This window comes from Psychrobacter sp. Arc9 (assembly GCF_041431295.1).
GTDB lineage: Bacteria > Pseudomonadota > Gammaproteobacteria > Pseudomonadales > Moraxellaceae > Psychrobacter.
The window spans coordinates 86,973-100,874 of record NZ_JASMRK010000007.1; the positions used below are offsets into that span (position 1 = coordinate 86,973).

Annotated in this window: 13 protein-coding genes; 8 read left to right on the top strand and 5 right to left on the bottom strand. The window is 43.1% G+C overall.

What is annotated here, in order from left to right; translation table 11 throughout:
* Positions 1-43: 43 nt before the first annotated feature.
* Positions 44-1,036 carry an arsenosugar biosynthesis radical SAM (seleno)protein ArsS gene (arsS, locus tag QO187_RS05755; protein WP_102092895.1) on the bottom strand — a complete coding sequence of 331 codons (993 nt, stop codon included), beginning with the start codon at positions 1,034-1,036 and terminating at the stop codon, positions 44-46.
* 231 nt (positions 1,037-1,267) lie between these two features.
* Positions 1,268-2,470, bottom strand: a complete 1,203-nt coding sequence (locus tag QO187_RS05760; RefSeq protein WP_102092896.1) for an FAD-dependent oxidoreductase — start codon at positions 2,468-2,470, stop codon at positions 1,268-1,270.
* 370 nt (positions 2,471-2,840) lie between these two features.
* Here QO187_RS05760 and QO187_RS05765 point away from each other — a divergent pair, with 370 nt between their 5' ends.
* From QO187_RS05765 to QO187_RS05790, 6 genes are all read left to right on the top strand, one after another.
* Positions 2,841-3,797 (top strand): alpha/beta fold hydrolase, encoded by a 957-nt coding sequence (locus QO187_RS05765; RefSeq protein ID WP_057760879.1) that lies wholly within the window; start codon positions 2,841-2,843, stop codon positions 3,795-3,797.
* Positions 3,798-4,021: 224 nt separating this feature from the next.
* Positions 4,022-4,843 carry a 2,3,4,5-tetrahydropyridine-2,6-dicarboxylate N-succinyltransferase gene (gene dapD / locus QO187_RS05770; protein ID WP_057760881.1) on the top strand — a complete coding sequence of 274 codons (822 nt, stop codon included), beginning with the start codon at positions 4,022-4,024 and terminating at the stop codon, positions 4,841-4,843.
* 225 nt (positions 4,844-5,068) lie between these two features.
* Complete coding sequence (gene queE / locus QO187_RS05775) at positions 5,069-5,800, top strand: 7-carboxy-7-deazaguanine synthase QueE (protein WP_102092897.1); 732 nt, start codon at positions 5,069-5,071, stop codon at positions 5,798-5,800.
* Between the two features lie 75 nt (positions 5,801-5,875).
* Positions 5,876-7,033 carry a multidrug resistance efflux transporter family protein gene (locus QO187_RS05780; protein WP_102092898.1) on the top strand — a complete coding sequence of 386 codons (1,158 nt, stop codon included), beginning with the start codon at positions 5,876-5,878 and terminating at the stop codon, positions 7,031-7,033.
* Positions 7,034-7,133: 100 nt separating this feature from the next.
* Positions 7,134-7,769: a trimeric intracellular cation channel family protein gene (locus QO187_RS05785; RefSeq protein WP_057760886.1), complete on the top strand. Its 636-nt coding sequence runs from the start codon at positions 7,134-7,136 to the stop codon at positions 7,767-7,769.
* Positions 7,770-7,840: 71 nt separating this feature from the next.
* Positions 7,841-8,506 carry a trimeric intracellular cation channel family protein gene (locus QO187_RS05790; protein WP_185156587.1) on the top strand — a complete coding sequence of 222 codons (666 nt, stop codon included), beginning with the start codon at positions 7,841-7,843 and terminating at the stop codon, positions 8,504-8,506.
* Positions 8,507-8,758: 252 nt separating this feature from the next.
* On the opposite strand, the gene recJ is transcribed toward QO187_RS05790, so the two are convergent.
* The gene (recJ, locus tag QO187_RS05795) at positions 8,759-10,603 is read right to left on the bottom strand and encodes a single-stranded-DNA-specific exonuclease RecJ (RefSeq protein WP_102092900.1); all 1,845 of its coding nucleotides are present in this window, start codon (positions 10,601-10,603) and stop codon (positions 8,759-8,761) included.
* Positions 10,604-10,920: 317 nt separating this feature from the next.
* Between recJ and QO187_RS05800 the strand changes: the two genes are divergently transcribed.
* Together QO187_RS05800 and QO187_RS05805 are read left to right on the top strand one after the other, a co-directional pair.
* Positions 10,921-11,436 carry a hypothetical protein gene (locus QO187_RS05800; protein WP_057760892.1) on the top strand — a complete coding sequence of 172 codons (516 nt, stop codon included), beginning with the start codon at positions 10,921-10,923 and terminating at the stop codon, positions 11,434-11,436.
* Positions 11,437-11,620: 184 nt separating this feature from the next.
* Positions 11,621-12,010 (top strand): hypothetical protein, encoded by a 390-nt coding sequence (locus tag QO187_RS05805; protein WP_102092901.1) that lies wholly within the window; start codon positions 11,621-11,623, stop codon positions 12,008-12,010.
* Between the two features lie 98 nt (positions 12,011-12,108).
* Here QO187_RS05805 and QO187_RS05810 read toward each other — a convergent pair whose 3' ends face one another.
* Positions 12,109-12,486 carry a hypothetical protein gene (locus QO187_RS05810; RefSeq protein ID WP_101206413.1) on the bottom strand — a complete coding sequence of 126 codons (378 nt, stop codon included), beginning with the start codon at positions 12,484-12,486 and terminating at the stop codon, positions 12,109-12,111.
* Between the two features lie 288 nt (positions 12,487-12,774).
* Positions 12,775-13,827 (bottom strand): histidinol-phosphate transaminase, encoded by a 1,053-nt coding sequence (locus tag QO187_RS05815; protein WP_228153150.1) that lies wholly within the window; start codon positions 13,825-13,827, stop codon positions 12,775-12,777.
* Between the last annotated feature and the right edge of the window lie 75 nt (positions 13,828-13,902).

Sequence of the window (13,902 nt, forward strand, 5' to 3'; positions counted from 1 at the left end):
TATGTTTAAAGTGCTTATATTAAAAGTACTTACATTAGAACGGCTAAGGCGTGGCTACTAGCGCTGGCTCTACTGCTTCCTCTTCTAACGCGCCGCCACAACTACTGCCCTGTCCTGCTGTACAGCCATAGCAGTGGTCAGCAATGGCAATGTCATCACCAGACGGGTTTTGCGTTAACAAATCACTTAGGTGTCGCCGTGACTTGTTTGGGACAGGAATCTCTAACTGCTGATTGAAATCACAATCAAATAACTCACCCAACCAATTGACACTAATGGTCGAACGGCACATAACCTCGGCTAAATTGGCAGCCATATAATTAGCTTTGAGTAAATCCATATATGGGTGGAACTGGTCTTTCGCCAATAGCACCGCCCCAAAACGCTGTATCGGCATATTTGTTAGGGCAAACAGATGATTAAATTCGATATCAAAGTGCGCTTTTAACTCACGCTTATAATCTGCTTCAAGCTGTTGTTGATTGGGCGGTAGCGTCGCGCCTTGCGGATTGAAAACCAAGTTTAATGTCAAATCTGAATCAGGCTTGCCGTACCCCAAGCTGTTGAGCTTCTGCAATCCTAATATACTGTCGTCAAACGCGCCTTTACCGCGCTGCTTATCTACATTTTCTAGGGAATAGCAAGGCAAAGAAGCCACCACTTCCACTTGATTGTCTGCTAAAAACTGCGCCATATCCTCATAACCCTCTTCCATCAGAATAGTCAGGTTACAGCGGTCTATCACTTTGACACCTAATGCCCGAGCTGCCGTGACTAAATACTTAAAATCCTCATGCATTTCAGGCGCACCGCCCGTCAAATCAAGCGTATCGATGTTTTGTGCTTGTAATACCTCTGGTATCAGCTCAACCAACTCACGTGACATCATTTCAGTACGATAAGGGCTTGCGGCCACATGACAGTGCACGCAGGACATATTGCATAAGTAGCCCATATTGACTTGTAATATCGTCAATTGACGTCGTTTTATCGCTGGAAAATCAGTATGCTCAAGTAGCTCGATAGTTGATTTCATGGTGGTCTAAAATCCTGTTAGCAGTACAACTAAAAAAGGATAGCAACGTGACATTAAAGATTAGAAAACACAGATAGCGCATTGCTTTTACTGTTTATTTTCAAGTTTGACAATGTAAAACCTGATTGCTCACTTTACGGTTTATCTAATCAATCATACCTGATTATCAATAAGCATTGACAACTAATCATATGGATTTTATGGTTTATTCCAAATGAGCATTAACCTTCGTTAGTTCTTATCAGCTTCGATGAATTGCTTATCGATATACTTCTTGAGACGCCATACCCAGCGACCCTGTAGGTTTACATTACCCCAACTACCAATGGCGTATTTATCACCGCAAGACAGCAGATATAGCGTGCGCGACTTTGGCTGATAGCTCTTCATTACGTTGTTACCCAGATAAGCCAACAAATTATCGGCTTCGACAGCACCGCCATGCACTGAGTGAACCCCCGAATGCGCCACGTATTTATCGATTCGTGTCGCCACATCACCAACCGCAAACACATTAGGATGAGAGACACTTTGCTGCTTATCGTTTACCGCGACAAACCCATTACCTTCTATCTCCAAATCCGTAGAAGCCGTCCATGCCGAGCCTATGACGCCAGTCGCAGCGATGACAGCATTCATTGGCAATAATTTATGCGTAGTCGATAATTTACCGTCACGATAATCGCTCGCTCGTTCTCGAATTATCGTAATGCCATGGCGATGTAACTGCTTAATAACCCGCTGTCGAAAGCCTGAATTAAACCCTGACAAGAGATTCTCACCGCATACTAACGTCACTTGATGATTACGGTTGATGTTCCGTAGCGCGACTTGGGCTGCCATGACCAACTCTATGGCCGCAGCTCCTGCCCCAATAATAGCCAATTGATACCTTTCAGACTGTTGAGCATCTTTTAGAATCTGCTGCCATTGAGTGATAAATGTTGATAACGGTCGTATAGCAATCACGTCAGTATTAGCATAGGTATTAACAGCGCCAACATCACTATCATCACTATCGCTTTTATGCTCGTTGTAGCCATTGTGGTCACGTAGCCAACGCATGTCTGTATCTGCGCCCGTATTTAGAGACAAGACATCGTAATCAAAATGCGTTTGTTCATCGCCAGTCGTAACCACCTTGTTTGACGCTGCGTTTACTTGTACAAGCGACTGCTGAATAAAGCGCACACCTGCTCGCACACAGAGCGATTTGATATCGATACTGATATCATGCAGCTGATAATGCCCTGCCATCCAACCCGGTAACATGCCAGAATAGATGGTTTGCGGCTGCTCACTAATTAAGTGAATGTCTGCCTCTATCGTATCGGCATCCTTTAAACGCGCTGCGCTAAGTCGGCGTAATATACCAATGTGAGCGTGACCTGCGCCTGCCAATAGTAGTGTCTTTTTCGGTGAAAATTTCGTCATAGATGATTTTATCAAGGTGGTTAGTTGCTGTTAGTGTTTGATCGAATGTTGATTGATATAAATGACTTTAAAAACTCATTTAAAAGTATCATATAAATAAGACCAGTCTGTTGCGGGCAAACAGTAAGAGCGTAAATGGCTTATATGTGGCTTATACGGATTCAGCGATAGTCACTGCGTTAACCATTATTAGTAGAATGATATTTTGTATAACTGAATTAAAATCATAAAATAAGATGAAATTATTTATCATCGCCCAGTACAATAGGACATTATAAGAGCCGCATGATAAATTGCGCTGCTTGACCCATTATTTGAGAAACATCGTCAAAACCGTTAATGAAAATTATAAGTAATCAAGGAACATTACATGAGTACCAATATCGATACCAGTAACGATCACATTTTGTCTTCTGACAATATTCACTACTTGCACCATGATTTTTTTGAACCAAGTAGCAAAGACGTCGAGATTAGCGCGACTTTACTGATTGTGCATGGCATGGCAGAGCACAGCGGGCGCTATAGCGATTTTGCACAGTTTTTGGCAGATAATGGTATCGCTGTGGCGACTTATGACCATTTGGGTCATGGACAGACTATCAAGACTGAGGCCGATCTTGGGTTTTTTGGTGAAGAGCATCCGGTACAGTCGTTACTAAAAGACGTGATTGTGATGGCCGATAGCCTAAAAGATCGTCATCCAGACGTCCCGCATTTTGTGATGGGTCACTCGATGGGGTCATTTATCGTGCGCAACGTACTCAAGCATCATGCGCATAATTTCACAGGCGCCATTCTAATGGGTTCCGCAGACGCCAACCCACTAGCTAAGGTGTTATTACCTATTAACAAGCTACTCGCCAGAGTCGCCCCAAGACAACCGAATACAGTTTTTGCCAAAGTGATGAACAAAGTCCTTAACAGCCAACTACCTGATCGTAATTCGTCCTCACAGTTTGCGTGGCTCAGTGAAAATACTGCAAACATTGAAGCCTATGAAGCCGATCCTAAGACTGGTTTTGACTTTACCAATAATGGCTTTATGACATTGTTTACGCTCATGGATACTGGGCTGAATAAAAACTGGGCTACCACTATTGCCAAAAATTTCCCAATGCTATTTATCAGCGGTGAAGATGATCCGATTGGCGAAATGGGTCGCGGTATACGTAGGGTTGTCACGCGTTTGGACAAGCGTCATTTCAGTCATGTCGATATTCAGCTGTATCCTAATATGCGCCATGAAGTGCTGCATGAAAAGGATAAACAGACCGTTTATCAAGATATTTTAGAGTGGATAGAGACCAACACGACAGACGATTAAATCATGATAAATGAGTTGTTTTGAGAGGATACCTGAAAACAACTCATTCAATATTGTCACAATAAGACCCTCAACGCGTTTGCTAAAAGCGGTCAAATTAGCGACAATACGGCAAGCAAGTTTTTGGACCAAGCCATACCTTGAATTTTCTTTAGGCTGGGTCATATAAGTCTTTAACCATAACATTAAGATCACCCTCCCTTTCATTCATTTTAGGAACCTTTATGTCATTACAACAAACCATCGAACAAGCATTTGAAAATCGCAACGAATACAGCCCAGCCAATATGCCACAAGACGTGCGTGATGCTATCAATCAAGTACTTGAGCAACTAGATAACGGTAGCCTGCGCGTAGCAGAAAAGAAAGATGGCGAATGGGTTGTCAATCAGTGGGCCAAAAAAGCCGTATTATTGTCTTTCCGTCTAAACGACAACTATGTCCAAGCTGCTGGCGAACACGTACAGTTCTATGACAAAGTACCGACTAAATTTGCTAACTGGACCGAAGCACAGTTTAAAGAAGCAGGCGTACGCGTTGTACCACCAGCTGTTGCTCGTAGAGGTTCATTCATCGCAGCAGGCGCAGTATTGATGCCGTCATACGTCAACATCGGTGCCTATGTCGATCAAGGTGCGATGGTTGATACATGGGCGACTGTTGGTTCATGTGCTCAAATCGGTAAAAATGTGCATTTATCAGGTGGCGTTGGTATCGGTGGCGTATTAGAGCCATTGCAAGCAAACCCTACCATCATTGAAGACAACTGCTTCATCGGTGCACGCTCTGAAATCGTTGAAGGCGTTATCGTTGAAGAAGGCGCTGTCATCTCTATGGGTGTTTACATCGGTCAATCGACGCGCATCTATGATCGCGAGACTGGCGAGATTCATCGTGGCCGTGTACCAGCAGGTTCTGTTGTCGTACCAGGTAGCTTACCGTCAGAAGATGGCACGCACAGCTTGTATGCTGCTATCATCGTGAAAAAAGTTGACGCGCAAACTCGTGCAAAAACATCAGTAAATGAGCTATTACGCTTAGCCTAAATATTTGGCAAGTACCGTTGTTTATTGAATAATATTGTTTTATATGAAGATGCTAGAGGATGACTCCAGCATCTTTTTTGCAGCTTAATATAGCGTGTTACGTTATAATCCTCTTTTAGTTTGTCTGTATACAAACACAAAATCATTCGTACCATCCCCTGCCTTTTTATTACGCTTGATAAGCGCTTCATCGCCTTATCGACCTTTAACTGTATTTGAAATATTATGAGTGAACCATCATTACGCACCGCCGCTATCCCTGTCACTGACCCCGAAGCAGGGTTACGTCTGACTGAGATTTTTTATTCCCTACAAGGTGAGGCGATCACTTCAGGCTTGCCGACGATATTTGTGCGTCTAACGGGCTGTCCATTGCGCTGCGTCTATTGTGATACTGAATATGCTTTTACTGGCGGCGAACGTCAATCATTAGAAACCATCATAGAAACCATCAAAGGTTATCCGTGCAAGCGTATCTGTCTGACTGGCGGTGAGCCGTTAGCACAGCCAAATGCCATTGAATTGATGAAACGTTTGCTAAGCGACGGGTATGAGATATCCCTTGAGACCGCAGGCGCACTCACGGTAGAAAACGTGCCAGCAGCAGTCAGTAAGGTGATGGATCTCAAAACGCCAAGCTCAGGCGAAGTCGATAAAAATCTATGGTCAAACCTCGACTATCTCACTCAGCACGATCAAATCAAGTTTGTCATTATGAATCGTACAGATTACGACTGGGCAAAAGCTAAATTGACCGAGTATAAGCTAAACGAATTGGTCGGTACGGTATGGTTCTCTCCGATGTTTAATGTCGCAGATGATGTCGATGAACAGCTCAGCCCTGAAGTACCTGTATTGGCGCGCGAGCTAGCAGAATGGATGTTGGCTGATGCCTTGCCAGTTCGTTTTCAGCTACAATTGCATAAGATCATTTGGGCAGATGCCAAAGGCAAGTAACTATCAGCAAGTAATTATCAGCAAGTAACAAACAAAAAGTGTGAACACGTAGAGTGCCATGGATAAGGTAGCGGTATGATCAAACTCATTTTATTGGGCTTGCTAGCAGGTGCGTTTTTTAGCTCGACATTTATCTTAAATGAGCTTATGAGTAGCGCAGGCGGACATTGGTTTTGGTCAGCGAGTCTACGCTATGTCTTCATGCTGTTGATTATTACCGCCGTTATTACGATGCAACATGGCTTTGGTCGTATTAAAGCGCTAATGGGGATTTTTCTTCAGCATTGGGGCTTTTGGTGCATTACTGGCAGTATTGGGTTTGGACTGTTTTATACTGGTATTTGCTATGCCGCAGATCATGTTGCGGGATGGGTAGTAGCAGCTACCTTTATGTTTACCGTCGTCACCAGTTTGCTTGTGCTATTGGCATTTGGTCAACGTTTTGACAAAAAATTCATCGTATATGCTGTCATTGTCTTTATCGGTGTGGCGCTCGTCAATATCAGTGAAGGTCTGCATGCTGCTTCTATAACCGACACCGTCCCCATGTCTGACATGCTGCTTTACGGTGCGCTACCTGCTCTTATCGCTGCTTTTAGCTACCCAATTGGCAACCAGCTGGTTTGGCAGGCTTCTCATAATGCCCGCCAGCGCAATACTGAATTACAGAAGGCAGCAGATTTAAACGTTCAACGAGCTAGCATCAGTGTTGGTATTGATATCAGTGAGCAGAGTGAACCGCTCATATCCGAAGCTTATGATTTGCCCGCTACGACATATGATGCCACCGATATTGATAGCGTACTTCAAAGTAACAACACTGCGGCAACCTCATCCCTACAAAATCTAATTGCTCGTATTCCTTCTATCGAAACCACGCTACTGCAAAATGCCTTTAACAAAGTGTGGCTAATGACTCTTGGGTGTTTGCCATTTTGGCTGTTTTTGGGCATTATAGTGCGCCCTGACCAGCCCCACGCCTCACAAATAATCAATACGTTGCTCGTTGCTCTATTAGCAGGCGTGGCAGCGACCACTATATTTTTGTATGCGCGCGAGCAAGCTGTTACTTCAAGCGAGGTTGCAGGCGTTGACTCAACCCAAGCCAGTGAAGTTATCTTTGCTTTGATTGGGGGTATATTATTGTTAGATAACGCCATACCTTCGGCGATGGGACTGGTCGGTATAGGGCTGATTATTGTAGGGCTGATATTCTTTGCAAAAGACGGTTAAATGGCACTACAACACTACGCCTATTTCGTTAAAGTCATGCATTGAATAATCGCCTAAAAAACACCTATCACTTTGATGATCTCGATTTGGCACTATAACCATGGGTAATGCTTTGATTTTTCCTGATATTCTATTATATTTATTGGACATGGTTGGCATTGTTGCCTGCGCGATTGCAGGGACTTTGCTTGCGCAGCATAAAGGCTTTGATATTGCTGGGTGTATCTTGGTGGCGATGGTCAATGCCATCGGCGGTGGTACTTTACGTGATATGGCTCTCGACCGTCATCCTCTATTTTGGATGACTGATCTTAATTACGTGATCGTTATCACGGTGACCTCTCTTATTTTACAAATCTTCTTTCATCTTTATCATAAGATTGATAATGCGTTAAAGCTCTTTGATGCCATTGGTTTGGCCGCTTTTAGTGTCATTGGTTTTAAGGTGGCCTTAACCCTAGACATGTCTCCCCTCATTGCTATTATGATGGGCGTCTGGACTGCCATTATCGGTGGTTTGCTACGTGATATCATTTGTAATGAGATTCCGCTAGTACTACAGCGTGAGATTTATATTACTGCCAGTATCGCAGGGTCTGTGACTTATTTATGCTTACAGTATTTCGGAGTCGGTGCCAGTCTCAACGAATTTATTATGCTGTTTGTGATCTTTGCAGTTCGTATGCTCGCGCTCAGATTCGACTGGCATCTGCCTTCTATTCGACTCGTAAACTGATTAATTGAGCAAAACTCTACTTAGATAGCCTTTGTTTGACTGACAATAATTGAAAATAGTGAGAACTGCCCATGTTGGCTATCGTATTGGATCCTACCGTACTGATCACTACTTTTGACCCGCGCTCTTTGATATATTTCTTTGATATGATTGGCATCATCGCCTGTAGCGTCTCAGGGACGATACTTGCCAAGCACAAAAACTTCGATGTCTTCGGCTGTCTGCTCGTGTCTATTGTCACTGCTATCGGCGGCGGTACGGTACGTGATGTCATTCTGGATCGACATCCGTTATTTTGGATGGTAGATATGAGCTATCTGACCCTCATTACGATTTCATCGCTAGCGATGCAGATATTTTTTCATCCAAACTCTAGACGAGTAGATAAGTTCCTCAAACTTTCCGACACCATTGGCTTGTCAGCATTTACGCTGATCGGTATCAAAGTCGCTGATAGTATGGGTGCCAATGTGCCTGTAGCGCTGTTATTAGGTGTGATTACCATCGTGGTTGGTGGCATCATTCGCGATATGATTTGCAATGAGATTCCATTGGTACTACAGCAAGAGATTTATATTACCGCAGCGTTGACGGGTGGCGTGCTGTACTTTGCTCTAAAGAATTTAAGCGTGACAGATTGGGTAGCTGACATCTCTACGATGAGTACGATTTTTACTTTGCGTATGCTTGCTATTCGTTACGATTGGCAGTTCCCCACACTAGAGTGGAAATACTGATGCTAGGGCGTGGCTTCATTTCAAAAATGGTGATAAAAATGAGATATATTGCCGTCAAACAAGAAAAATAGCGCAGATAATATCGGTATATTAACCAGCTATTTGACGATGTTTGGCAAGATTTAGCCATTTTTAGCCCATATAGATGACTATCGGGTGAGTTGAAGACACACCCTAGACTAATTGAGCATTAATAATGCCAACGCGCCCATATTTGAGCGCGTCTAGTATTATCAGTTTGACATTGTCGCTTTACCCTTGCTCTATCACAGCCAAATCTTTGACCATCAGCTGTAAGCTTTGCTTGCCATTCCATTCATTGATGTCTAGCTGAAATAACAAATGGACTTGCTTAGCACGGTAATCCCAAGCATCATTATCGAAGTTAAAGCAAATGGCCTCTATCGGATATTGAACGTCTGGATAGCGCAGCGATAACTTAAGATGTTTGTCTTTTAAAATCTTGAAGCTTAATACCTCAAACACACCATCAAATATTGGCGGTGCAAACCCATGACCCCAGATACTGGCATCGGCTAAATGCTCGGCAAACCATAAGCTAAAATCGCTTGCTTGCAAAGGTCCATCGGTGAATTTTTGCTCTGCAAATACCTCATCATCCATCTGAGCCATCACTTCATTAAAAGCTGTGACAAATGCCTCAAAGTTGCGGCGCTTGAGGGTTAAACCTGCCGCCATCGCATGCCCACCGAAGTGACTGATCAAGTCTGGATAACGCTCAGCAACTTGTTCAATCGCATCACGAATATGTACGCCAGCGATAGAACGCGCAGAACCTTTAATGGCACTATCTTCATCCGTTTGTTCAGTGTCTGCTGGTGCAAAAACGATACTGGGTAAATAATGGCTTTCTTTTAGGCGGCCAGCGACAATGCCGATGACTCCTTGATGCCAGTCGTCTTGGTACAGAATAATACTACGCGCGCCTGCATTGCTGGCTTTAGAAGTGGAGACAGCTTGAGTAATTGTGTCATCGTTACTGGTATTATCATTATCATTGATATCGCCACTCATACTCTCGTCGCTATCATCTTTATTAGCCAATGCTTGTACGATACTATCAGCTTGCGCACGCATCTCGCCCTCTACATGACGACGCGTACGGTTCAGCTGCTCAAGCTCTTGTGCCAAACGTTGTGCGGTGCTCCAGTCTTCAGTTAATAAGCATTCGATACCGATGCGCATATTATCCATACGCCCAGCTGCATTGATACGTGGCCCTAATACAAAACCGAAATCTTGTGCATGAAGCTGCTTGGGATCACGGCCCGCTTGCTCAAGCAATGCCAGTATTCCCATACAGCAGCGGCCTTGACGAATAGCTGATAATCCATGATGTACCAAGATACGGTTGTTTTTATCGAGTACCCCAACATCTGCAATCGTCCCAAGTGCGACCAAATCTAAATATTGGCTCACCTGTACCGTAGACTTGCCAGCTTCGCGGCGTAGCTTTGCTAATCGTCCGAGCACATAAAACGCGACTCCAACTCCGACCAGTGCTTTACTAGCAAAGTCACAACCTAGCTGATTTGGATTGACCACCGCTTCCGCAGGCGGCGTCTCTTTGGTCGTGAGATGATGGTCAGTGATAATCACCGTGATACCATCAGCTTGGGCTCGCGCTACCCCTTCATGACTTGAGATGCCATTATCAACCGTCACTATCATATCTGGCTGAAAAGTCTCAATGCCTAACTCGACAATCTCTGGCGTCAGGCCATAACCGTACTTAAAACGATCTGGCACTAGGAAATCAACGACCGCACCCATCTTTGTGAGCGCACGCATCATTAAGGCTGTACTGGTGGCACCATCACAGTCAAAGTCACCAACGATCAAAATACGCTGACGCTCATCAATCGCCACATCTAATAAGCGCACGGCTTCTGTGACACCGTGCAGTGCCTCAGCAGGCAATAGACCTGCTAAGCTAGTCTCCAGCTCATCAGGCGCAATGATACCTCGCCCTGCATACAGACGGGCAAGCGTGAATGATTGAGCGGCAAATGGTTGCAGCGCGGCGGGCAACTCGTCGATGCGAGTGCTGGTATAACGGGGGGTTAAATTTAGCATGAGGGTATTCTACTGGCTTTAGTAGAGGCTCACAATGACAATTTATACTACCTCTGTATATCATTGGGCATTGTACAACTTGATGAATAATGTTCATACATTAATGATAATTGATACCCGCATTTTTATAGCTCATGTAAATCACCTTCGTTTAATCACTTACAAAAAAGGTGCACAGTGTGAGTAATTTCATTCATTTTGCTACAAAGCAATGATTGTAAGCCGTGCATAAATCCATAAAATAGTAAGCAACTGAAGGATTTGTTATCTATTGAACTTTTTATCATTTATATTTTAATTATTTATAAGGACACTTTATGAAAACCACGCCACTTGCTGAAAAACTTCCAAATACTATCGACCCTAACCTAGACCTTGATAAAGTTAAAAAAGAATGTCAAGGAATGGTAAAAAGACGCGCTAGAGTTTCTGCTGGTGTAGCGGTTGTGCCAGTACCATTTTTTGATGTGGCAGTTGATGCGGGGATGTTGACGCAGTTGATTCCAGAGATTAGTGAGCGTTTTGGTCTCATTGAAGACCGTCAATCAGCCATTAACTTGGAATCTCGCGAAGTCCATTGGAGCGCAGTAAAAGATCGTACTGTAGATTTCGCTGGGCTCATGGCAACACGCGGTATCGTCAAAAAAACCATCCAAGGTTTCGGTGGTCGTATCGCTGCCAAACAAGTAACTAAGTTTATTCCACTTGGCGGCCAATTAGTTGCTGCAACAATGGGTTATACGATTTTTAAGAAAATCGCTAATGACCATATCAACGAATGCTATAAGTTAGCAAAAGATATTCAGCAAAAAGAACATGGCAAAAACGTATAAATAAGCGGAATAGTTTAGTCTATATCAAGCCAGTTAAGTGATCACTTAGCTGGCTTTTTTATGGTTTATACAGATAACTCATAGAGTTCTAAAATAACATGCGCTTGTGGTTAATGATGTCATTACTAGGTTTTACTGATAATATACAGCTTTATTTATGACAGACACCTTAAAGGACTAACTTATGAAAAAAATCTTGGCTTCAACGATGATGCTAGCAACTTTTGCCTTGGCGGGATGTACCACAACAGGTGCGACAAACAACGGTACAGGTACAGCAATCGGTACCGCAAATGAGATCGGCATGAATGTTTTTAAAGCAGCAATCGACAACCAATGCCGTAGCCAAATTGAAAAACAAAACGCGTGGCGTGTTGCAAGCGTCGCCATGACAGAAGCACAGCAAGAATCTGTTAAAACCAATGTTTGTGGCTGTGTCAGTGAGCAAGCACCGCAGCAAGTAACGATTGTTGAGCTGGGCAATGCCGCGATTGACTCTCAGTACCGTACTCAGTTAGTCGCACAAGTCGTCGCCAAATCTCTACAGAGCTGCTATACAAGCTTTGTTCAATAGAACAATTAAGTTATTCATTAGAATAAAAAATAATAAAAAGGGTGCGTTATACATAACGCACCCTTTTTATTGCTAACAGATTAGTTCAATCAATTAGCCTAAAATTTATTTGTGTCAGATGCTTGAGAAGTTATAGAAGCCGTAAAAGGTAATGATTGGCTACGACGGAAATACTTCGAGGTACTATCAATAATCTTATCTACTTCCTTAATTAAATCATTAATCACATCATCATAAATACCATGATATAGCTCTTTTTCAAATGCTGTAAATGGGTGCTTGCGCGAAGCTGAACCCACCTCAGTGACACCGTCTTTACTATAAAAAATATCTACGCGACCATCACTATTCAACACACAATTTAATAGTCCACCTTCAATTTCCATCTCTACGCGTTCTGGCATAAAAATATAGTCATCTACATTGATAAGCTTTTTTTCTACTTCTCGTTTAAAAAATGATTTGATATCGAACATAGGTACATCCCTAACTTTATAATTATAAGATACGTGAGCATGCCGAGCACTGTGACTGTTACCCAGTATTCATCTGCGTGATTAACGGGTCATGCTTTACTCAGTTATCCTATAAGATAGTGTTAGATTATTTAAGGTGCGATATGTAAAACTGCGTTTGATGTTGGTAAAAATGTGCGCTTAACTCTGGCTTCAATACAGTTCCAACAACCGAAATAGACACAAAAAAAGGAAGCGACCAATAAGCAACTTCCCTTTTTTATTATTGAACTGCATTAACTGACTTAATTAAACCCAGCCTTTCTCACGAAATGATTTGAGTACCTCTACAAATACTGCCATCTCATCAGGTCTGCCAAGTGTTAAGCGATTAAAGCCAGTGATTGGCGCAAACTCACGCCCAACAACAATACCATGCTCACGCATTCTGTCGATATAGGTTTGCACATCGCCTTGTATCTCATGAAATATAAAGCTTGCTTGTGATGGCAAGTAGCGTAAGCCAAGCTCATCTAATGTTTGCTCAACTAGCTGACGCGATTGATTGGCCGTACGTAAGCTCAATGCCAAAAAATCTTCATCATCGAGCGTCGCTAACGCAGCTACAGCACCTGCCAAGTTGGTATTATCAATCGAGATAAATGCTTCTAATCTAGCTATCATTTGCGGGCTAGCAACTGCATAGCCGACACGCATGCCCGCGAGTGCGCATAACTTTGAGAAAGTACGTACCACAATGATATTTTCTGAGTACTCCTCTCGTATCCATGCAACACCACTCTCAAAACTTGGATCAGTCACATACTCTGAATAAGCTTCATCTAATAAAAAGTAATGGTTACTTGGTGCATGCCCTACCCATTCTTTAAGCTTTACTGTATCAGTAATAGTCGACGTTGGGTTGTTTGGATTGCACAGATAAAACAAGCTAATACCGTCAAAGTCATCAGCCACTTTTTGCATACTTTGCAAGTCAAAGGCGTAGTTTTCAGTGGTCAGCGGTACTTTTACCACAGGTACATCGATAGATGTCGCATATAACTCAGCATAGGCAAAGGTTGGATGCGGCACGATAACTTGGAATTTTTTGCCTGCTACTAATGCTTTATTTTGTAGCATTTGGACGACAGTACGAATATTTTCACTAGAGCCACTGCCCAGTGAGATTTGACTCTCTGTCACACCGTTTATCTCAGCGACTTTGGTAATCAGGGCCGCACGTTGGTCATCAGGATAACGAAAACCGATGTCTAGAGAGTCGATAACGGCTTGTTTGGCCGCATCTGACATGCCGAGTGAGTTTTCGTTAGAGTTTAATTCTATTAAGTTGTTGGTAAGCACAGTGAATAATACGCCTAGATTATGTCCATTCCAAAAATTTAGTCTGTGTTGACAATGTGATCTGTAAGAACAACG